The 16,368-nt window shown below is 70.6% G+C and carries 14 protein-coding genes; 9 read left to right on the top strand and 5 right to left on the bottom strand.

All coding sequences use genetic code 11. From position 1 onward, the window contains the following. Positions 1-62: 62 nt before the first annotated feature. Complete coding sequence (locus AC07N1_RS04140) at positions 63-812, top strand: tetratricopeptide repeat protein (protein WP_494670652.1); 750 nt, start codon at positions 63-65, stop codon at positions 810-812. 11 nt (positions 813-823) lie between these two features. On the opposite strand, the gene AC07N1_RS04135 is transcribed toward AC07N1_RS04140, so the two are convergent. Continuing rightward, the gene (locus tag AC07N1_RS04135) at positions 824-1,180 is read right to left on the bottom strand and encodes a hypothetical protein (RefSeq protein ID WP_494670651.1); all 357 of its coding nucleotides are present in this window, start codon (positions 1,178-1,180) and stop codon (positions 824-826) included. Between the two features lie 323 nt (positions 1,181-1,503). Between AC07N1_RS04135 and AC07N1_RS04130 the strand changes: the two genes are divergently transcribed. From AC07N1_RS04130 to AC07N1_RS04095, 8 genes are all read left to right on the top strand, one after another. After that, positions 1,504-2,181: a response regulator transcription factor gene (locus tag AC07N1_RS04130; protein ID WP_494670650.1), complete on the top strand. Its 678-nt coding sequence runs from the start codon at positions 1,504-1,506 to the stop codon at positions 2,179-2,181. Beyond that, a complete protein-coding gene (locus AC07N1_RS04125; RefSeq protein ID WP_494670649.1) occupies positions 2,174-3,571 on the top strand; it encodes an ATP-binding protein in 1,398 nt (465 codons plus the stop codon). The genes AC07N1_RS04130 and AC07N1_RS04125 overlap by 8 nt, the downstream gene beginning before the upstream one ends. A gap of 165 nt (positions 3,572-3,736) precedes the next feature. Continuing rightward, the gene (gene hisD, locus AC07N1_RS04120) at positions 3,737-5,062 is read left to right on the top strand and encodes a histidinol dehydrogenase (RefSeq protein WP_494670648.1); all 1,326 of its coding nucleotides are present in this window, start codon (positions 3,737-3,739) and stop codon (positions 5,060-5,062) included. Positions 5,063-5,071: 9 nt separating this feature from the next. Next, complete coding sequence (locus AC07N1_RS04115) at positions 5,072-5,836, top strand: SDR family NAD(P)-dependent oxidoreductase (protein WP_494670647.1); 765 nt, start codon at positions 5,072-5,074, stop codon at positions 5,834-5,836. A 16-nt stretch (positions 5,837-5,852) separates the two neighbouring features. Next, a complete protein-coding gene (locus AC07N1_RS04110; protein WP_494670646.1) occupies positions 5,853-6,836 on the top strand; it encodes a fumarylacetoacetate hydrolase family protein in 984 nt (327 codons plus the stop codon). A gap of 53 nt (positions 6,837-6,889) precedes the next feature. Then, a complete protein-coding gene (locus tag AC07N1_RS04105; protein ID WP_494670645.1) occupies positions 6,890-8,005 on the top strand; it encodes an FAD-dependent oxidoreductase in 1,116 nt (371 codons plus the stop codon). Between the two features lie 147 nt (positions 8,006-8,152). Continuing rightward, entirely contained in the window at positions 8,153-9,211 is a 1,059-nt protein-coding gene (locus AC07N1_RS04100) for a VOC family protein (protein WP_494670644.1), read from the top strand. 78 nt (positions 9,212-9,289) lie between these two features. Then, positions 9,290-10,066, top strand: coding sequence for an SDR family NAD(P)-dependent oxidoreductase (locus tag AC07N1_RS04095; protein WP_494670643.1), 777 nt, complete (start codon positions 9,290-9,292; stop codon positions 10,064-10,066). Positions 10,067-10,084: 18 nt separating this feature from the next. On the opposite strand, the gene AC07N1_RS04090 is transcribed toward AC07N1_RS04095, so the two are convergent. From AC07N1_RS04090 to AC07N1_RS04075, 4 genes are read right to left on the bottom strand one after another with little or no spacing between them, the layout of a single operon-like run. Further along, positions 10,085-12,649 carry a polynucleotide kinase-phosphatase gene (locus tag AC07N1_RS04090; protein ID WP_494670642.1) on the bottom strand — a complete coding sequence of 855 codons (2,565 nt, stop codon included), beginning with the start codon at positions 12,647-12,649 and terminating at the stop codon, positions 10,085-10,087. 39 nt (positions 12,650-12,688) lie between these two features. Beyond that, the gene (locus AC07N1_RS04085) at positions 12,689-14,074 is read right to left on the bottom strand and encodes a 3' terminal RNA ribose 2'-O-methyltransferase Hen1 (protein WP_494670641.1); all 1,386 of its coding nucleotides are present in this window, start codon (positions 14,072-14,074) and stop codon (positions 12,689-12,691) included. Positions 14,075-14,094: 20 nt separating this feature from the next. Next, positions 14,095-14,340 (bottom strand): hypothetical protein, encoded by a 246-nt coding sequence (locus AC07N1_RS04080; RefSeq protein WP_494670640.1) that lies wholly within the window; start codon positions 14,338-14,340, stop codon positions 14,095-14,097. 1 nt (position 14,341) lies between these two features. Further along, positions 14,342-15,658: a TROVE domain-containing protein gene (locus AC07N1_RS04075; RefSeq protein WP_494670639.1), complete on the bottom strand. Its 1,317-nt coding sequence runs from the start codon at positions 15,656-15,658 to the stop codon at positions 14,342-14,344. Positions 15,659-16,368: the final 710 nt, after the last annotated feature.

Below are 16,368 nucleotides of genomic sequence, written 5' to 3'. Positions count from 1 at the left end.
GACATCCCTGAACCGGCCGCGTCCGCCTTTCGGCGGGCGCGGCCTTTCGCTTTGGCGAGGCCATGGACACCGCACACGACCACCTCTCTCCGGGCGATATCGCCGCCGCCGTCGCCAAGGTCCTTTCGGGGCCGCCGGAGATCGCGCGGGCCTGGCTCGCCCAGCAGGCGGCCGCCGGCGTGGCCGAGGCCCAGGCCATGCTGGGCCAGATGCTGCTTGACGGCGCAGGCGGTCCCGCCGATCCGGCCGGGGCCCTGGCGCTGTTCCTGCGGGCCGCAGGGGCGGAGCATCCGATGGCGCTGAACATGGTCGGTCGCTGCTACGAGAACGGCTGGGGCGTGGCGGCCAACCTCGCGGTGGCGGCGCAATGGTATGTGCAGGCCGCCCAGGCCGGCTCCGACTGGGGGATGTACAACCTCGCCACCCGGTTGATGCTGGGCGAAGGCGTGGAGGCCGATCGCAAGGCCGCCCTGGCCTGGTTCCAGCGGGCGGCCGCGCTGGGCCACGCCAAGTCGATCAACGTGGTGGGCGGCTTCTACGAGGACGGCTGGGAGGTCGAGCAGGACCTCGCCAAGGCCCGCGACTGCTACGCGATGGCGGCGGCCGGCGGTGATTTCCGCGGCCATTTCAATCTCGGCCGGGTCCTGGCCTCCGAAGGCGCGGTCGGCCAGGCTGTCGACTGCTTCGAGAAGGCCGCCCAGGGCGCCACGCCCGCCTTCATCGAGAAGATGCGGGCTTTCCTCATGGCCGCGCCGGTGCCCGCCTATCGGGCGCTGGCCGAACGTCTCGGCGCCGGCGGCTCAAGCGCGTGAGCGGGCGGGCCCTAGTCCTTCACGCTGATGGCGATGGTGCGGCCCTTCAGGTCGTGGCCCTGCCGGCTGAGGATCTCGACCAGCGCCTCGGCCAGGGTCGGATTGTCAACGGCCACGACCGCCGCGTCGGCGCTCGTGGCTTCGATGGCGACATCAAGCGGGGTGGCGTAGCGCACCCGGCGATCGGCGCGGCCGATCTCGCAAAGGATTCCCGCCGCCGTCAGGTCCCAGGCCAGGCGGTGCATCGAGGAGCGGTTCATCGCGTTTCCCAGCGCCCGCGACTTGAGCCATACCTCTTCCAGGTCGATCGGAAACCCGACCTGGTCGAACACCGCGATCATCTCGCGACGCCGCTGCGTCAACCGCACCCCGCGCTCCTCGCACAGGTCCGCTATGCCCCGTCGAAGGGCGGATGGGGCCCGGGGCGCCTCCGCGACGACCATAAGCAACGGGGCGGAGGCGGGCGCCTCGACGCGGATGACGGGGCGGCGCCGGGAGCTGTATTTCGCGAAGGAGTGGGTCATGGCGGCGCGAACGGGGCTATGATAGTGCGAGCGAGTTGCGTGGCCGACAGGCAATACCTTCGCGGCGCGCCCTGTCGACGGCCCATTGGAAACATTGGGAAATTGTATAGCTCGGCCAATCCCGCCGTGAGGTTCGGCCCGGGCGTCCGCATGGCGATGAGCGCCCCGTGAACGTATTCCTGCTCGAGGACGACCTCGAAACCTCAGCCTTCATCGCTCGCGGCCTGTCCGAGCGCGGCCATGTCGTCGAGACGGTGCGCGACGGCGTCAGCGCGCTCCAGAACCTGGTCGAGCGCCAGTACGACGTGCTCATCCTGGATCGGATGCTGCCGGGGCTGGACGGCCTTTCGGTGCTGAAGCTCGCCAGGGCCGCCGGCCAGAAGGCTCCGGTCCTGATGCTGACGGCCATGTCCGGCGTCGCCGATCGCGTGGCGGGGCTGGAGGAGGGGGCCGACGACTACCTGGTCAAGCCGTTCGCCTTCGCCGAGCTGGCCGCCCGGGTGACCGCGCTGGGGCGTCGTCCGGCCCAGGTCGAGATCGCGTCGACTCTGCGGATCGCCGATGTCGAGATGAACCTCATGCGGCGCGAAGTGCGCCGCGGCGGCCGGGTGGTCGCCTTGCAGCCGCGCGAGTTCATGCTGCTGGAGCAGCTGATGCGCAACGCCGGCCGCGTGGTGACCCGCACCATGCTGCTGGAGAAGGTCTGGAACTTCGGCTTCGATCCCAAGACCAATATCGTCGAGACGCACATGTCCCGGCTGCGCGGCAAGCTCACGGAAGGCGGGGAGGTCAACCTGATCCGCACGGTGCGCGGCGCGGGCTACTTGATGGCCGACGATGTTTAGGCGCGCGCCGCGCACGGTGCGGGGCCTGACCTTCGTGGTGGCGGGTCTGTCCTGCCTGCTCACCCTGGCCGTGGGCATGGTCACCTTCAGCATGGTGCACCACGAGATCGAGCGTCAGCTCGACCATCGCATCGAGCTGGAGATGCAGTCCCTGCAGGCCACCTACGAGCGGGCCGGCTTCGAGGTGCTGCTGCGGGCCGTGCGCGATCGCGACCGGCGGCCCGAGCGCGGCACGGTGGGATACCTGGCGGGACGGTCCGAGGCCGACAGCGGCATGGGCTACATCGTGCTCGACGCGGCCGGGCGCCGGCGCGCGGGCGAGCTTCGGGCGGAGATCCCGCCGCCCGGCTGGAGCGAGTTCCTGCGCATCCGGCGCAAGAACGGCGTGGCCGGGGTCGCCCAGGCGATGAACGCGCCGCTGTCGGGAGGCGGCCGCCTGATCGTGGCGGCCGACCGCGCCTCGCTGATCGAGATCGACACCGCTCTGCTGCGCGCGTTCCTGACCGGCGCCGGGCTGATCGCCGCCGTCTGCGTCATCGCCGCCCTGAGCTTCGGGCGGGTCGTCCGTCGCCGGCTGAACGCGATGCAGGTCGCGGCCGAGGGCATCATGGCCGGCGACCTGCGGCGACGCATGCCCATCGACGGCTCGGGCGGCGAGTTCGACCAGCAGGCCGGCGTGCTCAACCGGATGCTCGACCGCATCGAGGATCTGATGGGCAACCTGCGCCAGGTGTCCGGCGACATCGCCCATGACCTGCGCACGCCCCTGACGCGGCTGCGCGTGCGGCTGGAGGACCTGGCGGCCGACGCTTCCGGCGAGGCGCAGAGGACCGCCGTCGATACCGCGATCGCCGAGATCGACGATCTGCAGGCCCTGCTGTCGGGTCTGCTGGCCTTGTCCGAGATCGCGGGGCGATCGGTCCAGGAGCGGTTCGTTCGCGTGGACCTGAAGGCGGGGATCGAGGAGCTGGTCGAGGCCTATCGGCCGGCCTTCGAGGCCCGGGACATGAGCCTCGACCTGATGCTGGACGGGGCGCCGGATGGGGTCTGGGTGCGCGGCGACAAGCGCCTGATGCTGCTGGCCGTCTCCAACCTGATGGACAACAGCCTGGCCCACGCCGGCGCCGGAACCCGGGCCTTCGTCTCGCTTCGCGCGGCGGGCGATCGGGTCGTCCTGACGTTCGGCGACGATGGCCGCGGCGTGCCGCCGGGCGAGCGCGAGCGCATCTTCCGTCGCTTCGTGCGGCTGGACCCGTCGCGTTCGGCGCCCGGGCACGGGCTGGGACTGGCCACGGTCTCGGCGATCGTGGCGGCGCACGACGGAACCATAGCCATCAGGCCCAGCCAGGTCGGCCTGGTGCTGGAGCTGGGTTTCCGCTCGGCCGTCTGAGGCGACGGGCCTCGCGGCCCCAGCGACCTCGTCGATGCCCTCGGGGCTATGCAGCGGTGAAGGCGATACCTGCCCACCGAAAACACGTTTTGTGCTCTTCGCGCGTCGGTTCTACCAGCAAGGCAAGGCCCCCGGCCAATAACCGACTAGGACGAGGAACACGCCATGGCGAAGTGGTTGAAGAGCGGGGCGGATGCGGGGGTTGTTGCGGCGGCCGACCGTGCGGTGCGCGAGGCGGTGGAGGTGATCCTCGCCGACGTGGCGGCGCGGGGCGATGCGGCGGTGCGCGAGCTGTCGACGAAGTTCGACGGCTGGGACCGCGAGAGCTACCGCCTGTCGCCGGCCGAGATCCAGGGCTGCCTCGACCAACTGAGCGACCGCGACCTCAAGGACATCGAGTTCGCCCAGACCCAGGTGCGCAACTTCGCCCGGATTCAGCGCGACAGCCTGAAGGACGTCGAGGTCGAGACCCTGCCCGGCGTGATCCTGGGCCACAGGAACCTGCCGGTGAACGCCGCCGGTTGTTACGTGCCGGGCGGCAAGTATCCGCTGCTGGCCTCGGCCCACATGTCGGTGCTGACGGCCAAGGTGGCCGGCGTGCCGCGGGTGGTCACCTGCGCCCCGCCGTTCGGCGGCAAGCCCGCCCCCGCCATCGTCGCCGCGCAGGCCATGGCCGGCGCCGACGAGATCTACTGCCTGGGCGGGGTGCAGGCCGTGGCCGCCATGGCCCTGGGCACCCAGACCATCGCGCCGGTCGACATGCTGGTCGGTCCCGGCAACGCCTATGTCGCCGAGGCCAAGCGCCAGCTGTTCGGCCGGGTCGGCATCGACCTCTTCGCCGGCCCCACCGAGACCCTGGTCATCGCCGACGATACGGTGGACGGCGAGCTTTGCGCCACCGACCTGCTGGGCCAGGCCGAGCACGGCCCCGACAGCCCGGCCATCCTGCTGACCACCTCGCGCAAGCTGGCCGAGGACACCATCGCCTGGGTCGAGAAGCTGCTCGAGATCCTGCCGACCGCCGCCATCGCCCGCCGGGCCTGGGAGAGCTTCGGCCAGGTGATCCTCGCCGACAGCGACGAGGAGATGGTCGAGATCGCCGACCGCATCGCTTCCGAGCACGTGCAGGTGATGACCCGCGACCCGGACTATTTCCTCACGCACATGACCAATTACGGGGCGCTGTTCCTGGGTCCGCGCACCAATGTGTCCTTCGGCGACAAGGTGATCGGCACCAACCACACCCTGCCCACCAAGCTGGCGGCCCGCTACACCGGCGGCCTGTGGGTGGGCAAGTTCATCAAGACCTGCACCTACCAGAAGGTGCTGACCGACGAGGCCTCGGCGCTGGTGGGCGAATACTGCTCGCGGCTGTGCGCCCTCGAAGGCTTCGCCGGCCACGGCGAGCAGGCCAACATCCGCGTGCGCCGCTACGGCCGGCGCGAGGTGCCCTATGCCGGGGCGGCCTCGCCCGTGCTGGCGGCGGAATAGGCCGGCCCCATGGAGCTGCCGCGCACGCCGTCGTTCCGGCTGGACGGTCGCCGGGCCCTGGTCACAGGGGCGGGGCGGGGCATTGGTCTGGCCGCCGCCGCGGCCCTGGCCGACGCCGGCGCGGCCGTCACCCTGGTCGCCCGCTCGGCCGGCGAGATCGAGGCGGCGGCGCTGGCCATCCGCGAGCAGGGCGGGGCGGCCGAGGCGCTTGTGCTCGACGTCGGCGACGTCGCAGCGGTCAAGGCCGCCATCGCCGGCCGCCCGGCCTTCGACATCCTGGTCAACAACGCCGGAACCAACCGCCCCAAGCCGTTCGGCGAGGTCGGCGTCGAGGACTACGACGCCGTGCTCGACCTCAATCTCAAGGCCGCCTTCTTCGTCGCCCAGGCCGTGGCGCAAGGGATGGTGGAGGCGGGCGCCAAGGGCTCGATCATCCACATGACCTCGCAGATGGGCCATGTCGGCGGTCCCAACCGCACGCTCTACTGCGCATCGAAATGGGCGCTGGAGGGCCTGTCCAAGGCCATGGCGCTGGACCTGGCCCCGCACGGGATCAGGGTCAACACCATCGCCCCGACCTTCATCGAGACCCCGCTGACCCGGCCGTTCTTCGAGGACCCGGCCTTCCTGCAAAGCGTGCTCGCCAAGATCAAGCTCGGGCGCCTGGGCCAGGTCGAGGACCTGATGGGCGCCATCGTCTTCCTCGCCTCCGACGCCAGCGCCCTGATGACCGGGAGTTCCCTCGTCATCGACGGCGGCTGGACGGCCGATTGAGTTCAAGGATCTCCGCATGAAGCTCGCGACCCTGAAGTCCGAAACCTTCGACGGCCGCCTGGTCGTCGTCTCCCGCGACCTGAAGACCGCCGTCTTCGCCCAGGCCGCCCAGACCCTGCAGGCGGCGATGGATCGCTGGGACGCGCTGGCGCCGGTCCTCCAGGCCCAGTCCGACGCCCTCAACGCCGGGATCGCGCAGGACGCCTTCGCCTTCGATCCTGCGCAGGCCCTGTCGCCACTGCCGCGCGCCTACCAGTGGCTGGACGGCTCGTCGTTCCTCGCCCACGGCCGGCTGCTGGACAAGGCGTTCGGCATTCCGCCGATCCCCCAGGCCGACGTTGTGCCGATCATGTACCAGGGCGGTTCCGACGCCTTCCTGGCGCCCACTGAGGACGCGCCCTTCGTCGACGAGGCCGACGGTATCGACTTCGAGGCCGAGTACGCGGTCGTCACCGGCGACGTGCCGATCGGCGCGACCGAGGCCGAAGCGCAAGGGGCGGTGCGCCTGGTGCTGCTGGCCAACGACTGGAGCCTGCGGGCGCTGCAGCGCTTCGAGATGATGCGCGGCTTCGGTCCCATCCACGCCAAGCCCGCCACCGCCTTCGCGCCGGTCGCCGTCACCCCCGACGAGCTCGGCCCGGCCTGGGCCAACGGCCGCGTGGAGCTGCCGGTGCAGGTGGCCTGGAACGGCCAGCCGTTCGGCCGGCCCAGCGGCGCGGCCATGGACTTCACCTACGCCAGGCTCATCGTCCACGCCGCCCGCACCCGCGCCCTGAAGGCCGGGACCATCGTCGGCTTCGGCACCGTCTCGGAAGGGGCGCCCGACAAGGTCGGTTCGGCCTGCATCGCCGAGCGGCGCGGCTGGGAGGTGATCCAGCACGGCGAGCCGAGGACCGGCTTCATGCGCTTCGGCGACACCGTCCGCATCGAGGTGCTGGACGAGGGCGGCGCCTCGGTGTTCGGAGCGATCCAGCAGAAGGCGGTCCAGGCCAGAGCCTGAGAGCGTCCCCAACAACGATAAGAGCGACAAGAAGCGTAAAAAGGGTCGAGGAAATGGTCGGCAAGGTTCTGGTGATCGGCGGCGGCATCGCCGGCATGTCGGCGGCGATCCTGCTGCGGCGGAGCGGGGCGGCGGTCGATCTGGTCGAGATGGATCCGGCCTGGCGCGTCTACGGCGCCGGCATCACCATCACCGGCCCGACCTTGCGGGCCCTGCGCGCGGTGGGCGTGCTCGACGCGGTGCTGGCCCAGGGCGCGTCGTGGAGCGGCGGCACGGTCTTTTCCAAGACCGGCGAGTTCATCGCCGACCTCTCGACCACCCCGGTCGAGGAGGGGATCCCGGCCACCGGCGGCGTCATGCGGCCGGTGCTGCACGCGGTGCTGTCGGGGACGACCCGCGCGGTCGGGGTCGATGTCCGGCTCGGGGTCACGGTCGAGGCCCTGCACCAGGCGGGAAACGCCGTCGAGGTCGCCATCAGCGACGGCGGGAAGCGGTCCTACGACCTCGTCATCGGGGCCGACGGAGTCTTCTCGACCACCCGCAGGGCGATCTTCCCCGACGCTCCCGAGCCGCGCTTCACCGGCCAAGCCTGCTGGCGGCTGCTGGCCGAGCGGCCGCCGGGCTTCGACCGTTCGCATTTCTACATGGGCGGCGACCGCAAGATCGGCTTCAACCCGGTCTCGCCGACCCACATGTACATGTTCCTGCTGGAGCATACGCCCGACGATCCGTGGATCGAGCTGGCCGACCAGCCGGCGCGGCTGCACGCCCTGATGGACGGCTTCGGCGGCATCGTGCCGGGGATCCGGGAAGGCGTGCTGGCCAATCCGACCATCAACTACCGGCCCCTGAAGATCCTGCTGCAGCCCTTGCCCTGGCACGCCGGGCGGGTGGTGCTGATCGGCGACGCCGTCCACGCCACCACACCGCATCTGGCTTCCGGCGCGGGGATGGCGGTGGAGGACGCCGTGGTGCTGGCCGACGAACTGGCGCGCGACGGAGAGGTCGAGGACGCCCTGGCGCGGTTTGGCCGGCGGCGCTTCGAGCGCTGCCGCATGGTGGTGGAGAACTCCGTGCGCCTTGGCGAACTGGAGATGACCGGGGGCTCGCCCCAGGAGCACAACACCCTTATGGCCGCCTCGATCACGGCCCTGCGCCAGGCCGTCTGAGGCCCCGACGCGCGCGATACCTCCAATCCGAACAATGGATTTCTCGGCGTTGTTCGCGGGTGGTCTGCTGGCGGGGATGACGAGAACCAGCGGGGAGGGCGGCAGGGCGCGGGAGCGCCGCGCCCGGAGCCGTTCACGGAGTAGGGCATGGCGATTCTGGGTGTCGAGAGCGCGATCTTCGGCGTGGACGATCTTGAGCTCTGTACGCGGTTCTGGACCGATTTCGGCCTGACGCCAGTGTCGCTGAGCCAGGACCAGAGCGTGTTCGAGGTGGCCAGCGGCTCGAAGATCGTGGTGCGCCGCCGCGGCGATCCGCGCTCGCCGGCGACCTATGCCGGCAAGGTCGGCATGCAGGAGACCATCTGGGGCGTCGACACCCAGGAGTCCTTCGACGCCCTGGTCGCCGACCTGTCGCGCGACCGCGAGATCAGCTTCGACGCCGACGGCGCGGCCCACCTCTTCTGCGACGACGGCATGCCGATCGGCCTGAAGGTCTGGAACAAGCGCCAGGTCGTCTCGCAGCCCGACCCGGTCAACGCGCCTGGAAACATCCAGCGCCTCAATCTGCACCGCAAATGGCGCCGGCGCTGCCTGCCCAAGACCATCAACCACGTGGTCTTCTTCGTGCACGACTACGTCGCCAGCCTGGAGTTCTTCATCGAGCGGCTGGGCTTTCGCTACACCGACCACTCGCGCGGCGCCGGGGCCTTCGCCCGCGCCGACGGGACCCACGAGCACCACAGCATCTTCTTCGTCTCGACGGCCCTGCCGGTGGCCCCCGACGATCCGGGCTTCATGCACATCGCCTTCGGCATCGAGGACATCGACGAGCTGATGCTGGGCGTCAACCAGATGCAGCAGAAGGGCTGGACCAACACCAGCCAGAACAGTTCCGGCGGCCTGTCGCGCCACCGCATCTCGTCGGCCATCTACTACTACTTCGACAATCCCGGCGGCGGCGAGGCCGAGTACCACGTCGACACCGACTATCTCGACGACAACTGGGTTCCGCGCGTCTGGGACTGGAAGTTCGGCTCGCTGCTGTGGGCCACCCGCACCCCCAGCTTCTGGGAGGGCGAGGTCGCCTGGGACATGCAGTTCGACCCCGACCGTCGATCGCTGGAGCCGTTCCGGCGCGCGCTGATCGACGCGCCTTTGCCGGACGACCTGCACGCCCTGACGCCGGAAGACGAACATGCGATCTGAGGCGAACCTGTCCTTCGGTGATGTCGAGTTTCGCGCCGGCCCGGGTCTCGCCCAGCTGCGCAGGGAGCGTGTGAAGAGATGAGCGGTCTGCTTTCCAACCGCCTTGCCGGCAAGGTGGCGATCGTCACCGGCACGGGCGCGGGCATCGGCAAGGGCGTGGGGCTGATGTTCGCCCACCACGGCGCGCGCGTCGTCGGCTGCGACATAGACGCGGCGTCGGCCCAGGCCACGGCGGACGAGGCGCAGGGCGAGGGCCTGGACTTCGACAGTCTCCATCCCTGCGACCTGACCACCGAGGCCGGCGCCCAGGCGCTGATCGACAAGGCCGTGGCCCTGCACGGCGGCATCGACATCCTGGTCAACGCCGCCGCCATGGGGGTCTTCGCCTTCATCGACGACATGACCTACGCCGACTGGCGCAGGACCCTGACCGGCGAACTCGACATCGTCTTCCTGGCCTGCAAGGCGGCCTGGCCGCACCTGGTGGCGCGGGGCGGCGGCTCGATCGTCAACTTCGCCTCGGCCAACGCCCGCCAGGCCCTGCAAGGCTCGGGCGCGCTGGCCCACTGCGCCGGCAAGGGCGGAGTGCTGGCCATGACCCGGCAACTGGCCATGGAGGGCGGGCCGCACGGGATCCGCGCCAACACCATCTCGCCGGGCCTGATCGTCACCGCCGCCACCGCGCCGGTCGTCGCCGACCCGGCCTTCCAAGCCGAGGTCCTGCGCAAGAAGATGATCAAGCGCCTGGGTCAGCCCGAGGACGTGGCCTGGCTGGCGACCTTCCTGGCCTCCGACGAGTCCAGCTGGATCACCGGCGCCGACCACGCCATCGACGGCGGCGCGACGGCCTGGTGAGGCGGGCGCGAGGCCCGGCTACAGGCGCGGATCGATCGGCTCGCTCTCCATCGCCAGCACGCCGAAGACGCATTCGTGCACGCGGCGCAGCGGCGCGCGCTCGACGAAGCGCTTGAGCGCCTCGTGGCCGAGGGCGAACTCGCGCAGGGCCAGGTTGCGCTTGCCGCCCAGGCCCCGCGTGCGCAGCTGCTCCAGGTGCTCGGGCGCGTCGTACTCGGGACCGTAGATGATCCGCAGATACTCGCGGCCGCGCACCTTCAACGCCGGTTGCAGCAGGCCCTTGGCGCCGCGGGCGACGAAGTCGCGCGGCTTGACCACCATGCCTTCGCCGCCGCCGGCCGTCAGGGCTTCCCACCAGTCGATCGCGTCGGCGCAGGCGGCCTCGTCGGCCAGGGGAACGACGCGCCAGCGGGTGGGGGCGATCACCTTGTCGCCCGTCGCCGCCAAGCGCTCGGCCAGGCCCATGTGCCAGACGTGGTCCTGGTCGAACCAGACGCGACCCTCGCTGGCCAGCAGGTGGAACGGCGCGACCTTCAGGTCGTCGATCCCCGACACCGGCCAGACATAGGGCGCCCAGGCCTTGGCGTAGAGATCGGCGCGGCCCGCACGGTCCTCGACCCGCGCCAGCAGGTCGCCGACCGGCGCGCCGTGAGCCGCGGCCCGCGACAGCGCCTCGGCCGCCGCCGCCAGGCCCGCGCGCGATGAGGCGGCGACGGGCGCGTACTGGGCGTCGATCAGGGCGCCGGCCTTGGCCGACCAGGGCATGATCTCGGCGTCCAGCAGCAGCCAGTCGGTCGACAGCTCGTCCCACAGGCCGGCGGCGTCGACCGCGCCGCGCAGGCGGCCCAGCAGGCTCTCGGTGGTGTTTGAGTCAGCGAAGAAGGCCCGCCCGGTGCGGGTCCAGATCGCGCCCGTTTCGCCTTCCGCGGCGTCGAATCGCGCCTTGGCGGCCTCCGGCGTCCGGCACAGCGCGATCACCGCCCGCGAGCCCATGTGCTTTTCCTCGCAGACCACCTCGGCGACCCCGCGCTCGCGGTAGTGGGCGAAGGCTTCCTCCGGGCGTTCCAGCCAGCCCTCGCGCGTGCTGGTCTCGACCGGCGACATGGTCGGCGGCAGATAGGCCAGCCATTGCGGGGCCAGGGCGAAGCGGCTCATCACCTCGATCGCGGCCGAGGCGTTCTCCTCGGCCACCACCACGCGACCGCGCAGGGACGTGTCGATCCAGCGGCGGCCGCTGACGTCCTCCATGTCCAGCAGGTCGTCGGCCGCGGCCTGGGCCGAGCGGTCGCCGCCGGCCGGGACCAGCGGGCGCATGGGCTCGCACCAGACCTGGCGGGCGGGAACCTCGACCAGGTCCTTCTCGGGCCAGCGCAGGGCCGTCAGCTTGCCGCCGAACACGCAGCCGGTGTCGATGCACAGCGTGTTGTTGACCCACTGCGCCTCGGGCATGGGCGTGTGGCCGTAGACGACCGCCGTCTCGCCGCGATAGTCGGCCGCCCAATCGGCGCGGACGGGCAGGCCGAACTCGTCGATCTCGCCGGTCGTCTCGCCATAGAGGGCGAACTCGCGCACCGCGCCGGAGCCGCGTCCGATCATCTCGGCCTTCAGGCCGGCGTGCGCCACGGCCAGGCGCCCGCCGTCCAGCCAGACGTGGCTGCGCAGCCCGTCGAGGAAGCCGGGCAGGGCGGCGCGGAAGCCGCGGTCTGTCCCGTCATACTGGTCGATGGTCTGTTGCAGGCCGTGGGCGATCGTGACCTTGCGGCCTTCCAGCCAGCGGCCGAACTTGCGCTCGTGGTTGCCCTGCACGCAGTGGGCAGTTCCGGCCGCGACCATGCTCATGACGATGCGCAGCACGTCGGGCGAGTTGGGACCGCGATCGACCAGGTCGCCGACGAACACGGCCTTGCGGCCGGGCGGCGGGGTCACCTCGACCGAGCGCTCGCCGCCGGTCTCGCCCCAGGCCACGGCGTAGCCCAGCGCGGCCAGCAGGTCCTGCAGCTCGTCGGCGCAGCCGTGGATGTCGCCGATGATGTCGAACGGTCCGTGGTCGTCGCGCTTGTCGGTCCACAGCGGCTTGCGCGCGACGACGGCGGCGTCGATCTCGGCCTCGCTCGACAGCTTCCAGACCTGGCGGAATCCCTCCCGCTGAAGGCCGCCGAGGCCCCGACGGATCTCGGAAGTCATGCGCTGGACGACGCCGATCCCGAAGTCGCGATCGGGACGGGCCTTGTTGCGCGTGAAGCAGGTGTCGACGCCGGGATCGACGACGATCGCCACGGGCAAGGCGTGCCAGCGCCGGGCCAGCTCGATCCAGCCCTTGCGGTCGGCGGCGCGCACGTTGGTGGCGTCGATCACCGTCAGGCGACGGTGCTTGAGGCGCTTTTCGGCGATGGCCTTCACCAGGTCGAAGGCGTCGCCGCTGATCGACTGGTCGGTCTCGTCGTCGATGACCAGCGCGCGGCAACGGTCCGACGAGATCACCTCGGTCGGGGAGAAATGCCTGGCGGCGAAGGTCGACTTGCCCGAGCCCGAGGCGCCGATCAGCACGACGAGGGCGAAGTCGGGGATTTCGAGGGTGGTCATGGGGATGACTTCAAGCAGGAGAACGGGAGCGGAGCGGCGTCAGCCGCCCCGCGTGAAGACGGCCATCTGGGTCGGGGCGCCGAGCGTCTCGTCCAGCTTTCCGATGTCGTCATAGGCGACCGCATAGCCGTGAGCACACGCGACGCCCTCGGCCCAGGCGCGGAACTCCGCCCGCGTCCATTCGAACCGGTGATCGGGGTGGCGGAAGGCGCCGGCTGCAAGGTTCGGAAAGAGGGCGTTGTACTCGGCATTGGGCGTGGTCACGATGACGGTCTTGGGCCGCGCGGCGGCGAACACCACCTTCTGCAGCGCGGGCAGACGGTCGGCGTCGAGGTGCTCGATCACCTCGACCAAGGCCGCGGCGTCGACATCCTCCCAGCGGCGGTCGCGATAGGTGACCGAGCCGTGCAGCAGGGTCACCCGGCCTTCCGGCGGGCCGCCGGCCAGGTGCAGCTTCAGCCGCTTGGCCGCCCATTCCAGGTCGCGGGCCGCGGCGTCGACGCCGATCAGCCGTTCGACCCAGCGCTCGCGCACCAGGCGGGCCAGCAGCTTGCCCTCACCGCAGCCGAGGTCGGCGATCGCCCTGGCCCCGCTGGCGCGCAGGGTCTCGACCACGGCGGCCATCCGCTCGTCGTTCAGGCGCAGCGGCGCCTCCAGCGCGTCCTCGGCCCCGACCTTGCGCTCGGTCGGATCTATGGCCTCGTCGCGGGTCTCGGGCGCCAGGCGCTCCAGCGCGTCGCGGGCCAGGGCCCGCCGGTGGCCGAGATAGCGACGGACGATCAGGTCGCGGAACGGATGTCCGTCCAGCCAACCCTCGCCGCGCCGCAGCAGCTTTTCGACCTCGTCCTCGCCGACCCAGTAGTGCTTGTCGTCGTCGAGCACCGGGATCAGCACATAGAGGTGGGTGAGCAGGTCGCGGAGGCGCGCGGTCCCTGACAGGCGCAGGGTCACGTAGCGCGAGGCTTCGCCGTCGGCGCCGGCAACGGGCTCGATCCGGCAGGTCCAGCCCAGGGGCTCGAACAGCTCGCGCACCAGGCTCTCGCCGCCGCGCGCGGGCAGGGGCGCGACGACGGCCTCGAGCGGAATGGCCGCCTCGGCCAGCTCGGGACGCTCGCGCGAGGTTCCGGCCATGGCCGTGCGCAGGGCGCGGGCCAGGGCCACCGAAAGGAAGGACGAGGCCGCATAGGGGCGATCGTTGACATACTGGTCCAGCAGGCCTTCGCTGCGGCCCTTGCCGCGCACCAGGCCGACGGGATCGATGTCCAGCACCAGGGCCGCCTCGCAGCGGTCCTCGGCGACCTCGGGATAGAAGACGTGCGCCTTGCCGAACGGCAGCTCGGTTTCGTGGGCGCGGCCAGGATGCTTGTGCAGCAGGAAGCCCAGGTCCGTGGCGGGCCGGTGGGTCGTGGCGATCGACAGGAACATCGGAAGCTTTCGAAAACGCGTCAGTCGTCTTGGGTCGATGGATCGGCCGGGTCGAGCTGGTCGTACTCGCCCGGCCGAAGACCGGTCAGTCTGTAGAGGAGCAGCCAGGCCTCGACGGCGGCGGCGACCGGACCGGGAATCGGCAATCCCGCGAACCAGCGGGACACCGACGACCGATCCACACCCAGGGCCTCGGCGAGCCGGGACATCCAGCCCCGGTCGCCGAAGAGGGTGATCGCCGCTTGCCGCAAGGCCTCCGGATCCATCCTAGCGAGCCTCCGCCGTCAGACGTTCGTGCTCGCGGATGAAACCCAGGACGGCTTCGGAAAAACCGTCGACATGGACCCACCGCTCGCCGTAGCCGACGCCGTTCCGGGCGCTGGCGACGTTGACCATATAGGCCTTGGCCGCCTTTGGCGCGGGAACCCGGTCGGCCGACTGTTCGTCGGTGACCACGATCAGCCGGTCGTGGGGCAGGGCGTTGATCCGCTGGATCGCCTTGCCCAGTTCCGTGCCGCCGTGCGGCTGCGAGCCGATCACCGCGTCGACCCCGGCCATGCCGCGACGGGGAGGGACCTCCACCACCTGGTTGGAGAAGGTGAAGACCCGCACCTCGCCCGGAACGATCGAGGCCAGCGTGGCCGCCGCGTCCATCCGGGTCAGGTCCGACCGGGCCGACAGACGGGCGTCCATCGAACCGGAGACGTCGACCAGGATCAGCGTCCGCCCCGTGAAGACCGCGCCTTCCAGCACGGTCTCGGCCAGCGCCTGGTCGAGCCAGGGCTCGAACCTCGGCGCGGCCCGGGCGGCCGCCACGTAGCGGAAGGGCAGGACCCGTTCCGCGCCGCGACGCGCCAGGATCGCCTCCTTGACCAGGGCCTCGTCGACGCCGGCCTGGTCCATGTTCCGGAGGTTCCGGAGCAGGGCCAGGTAGCCCAGCTTCTTCTCGGCCAGCAGGCGCTGGAAGGTCTCGCGCTTGTCGGCCCCGCCCGAGAGCGCGACCTCCCAGGTGTCCGGCGCGGCCAGCGAGCGCGCGGCGACCTGCTTCCACAGGGCCGCCTGTTCCTCGTCCCTCGGCTTGGCGTGGACCAGGAACAGCACGTCGCGCAGCTTAACCGGACCGTCGCGGTCGTACTTGGCCAGCTGGTAGGCGTCGAACTTGCCGAAGGCGGCCGCGAGGCCCTTCTTCATCTGCTTGCTCAGCGGCCTGCGGCCGTGGCGCCAGTAGAGCGCGACGAACTCGGTGAGTTCGTCGGCCCGCTGGATCACGCGCTCGATGGTCTGGGCGACCAGCGGCGCGCCCGAACCCGTCCGGGTCAGGGCGCACAGCAGCATCAGCGGAGCGTGGCGCAGCTTGAAGGTCTCGCGCGCCTCGACGGCGAGCGCCGCAAGGGTCTCCGGCGCGACCGCGCCCGCCAGGGCGTCGATGCGATCGGCGATGGCCTGGCCGTCCTCGTAGAACTCGTTCTCCCACAGGAGGCACGAGAGCACCGACCGGCGCAGTTGTTGTTCAGCCGTGAGAACCACGGCGGGAGCGCCCTCGAAGGTGACGTCGGGGCGCTTGGCGAAGATGTTGAAGCGCATGGCGCTCTTCTCCTGACGTCGCTTGGGGTTTCCAGGCCGGTCGGGAGACGGACGAGACGTCCAGGCCCCGACGGCCGAAACCGGCGTCGGGGAGGTCTAGGGCGGGCAGCCCTGCGGACGTTCAAACTTCAGATTGCTCGAAGTCATGGTCTCGTTCGTCGCCTGATCGGGTCTCCGCGGCGCCGGCGGCGCCTCTTCGAAGACCGGGGTTCTCTAGCCATTCTTGTTGCGCAATGCAACAGGCAGAGTGAAAGAAATGTCGACGGGGAATGATTGGCCCGGGAGGGCGCTTCCGCCAGGTGTTCGCGCACCCGGACTGGGACGTAAGTCCCGGCCGCCCTGTCAGTTGGTGCGAGGAACCCGAAAGCCTTCGCCGCCGTCGACGATCTTTCCGGGGAATGAATGCGCCGCGGAGGTTTCACCCGAAGAAACCGCTGCGCTCGCCGCCGGACAGACTTGAATTCCCGAGGGGGAATATTCGGAAACGGAGTGGCGCTCTACCAGACTGAGCTACGGCCGACTTGCATCGTCCGGAGGGATTCGAACCCTCGACCTCCCGCGTTGCAGACGAAGAAACCGTTTCCTGCGCCGCCCTCGGTACCCGTCGCCGAAACGCCGGGAGCGTCCGTTTAGTGGCTTGCGTTGCGTTGTGCAACAACATTGTTCTCGAAAGTGACGGGCGCGCAGTCGGGGCGCCTCGGGGCTGCGGC

It is taken from the genome of Caulobacter sp. GW821-FHT09B11, assembly GCF_059418205.1.
This window is presented reverse-complemented; position numbering and strand designations above follow the sequence as displayed.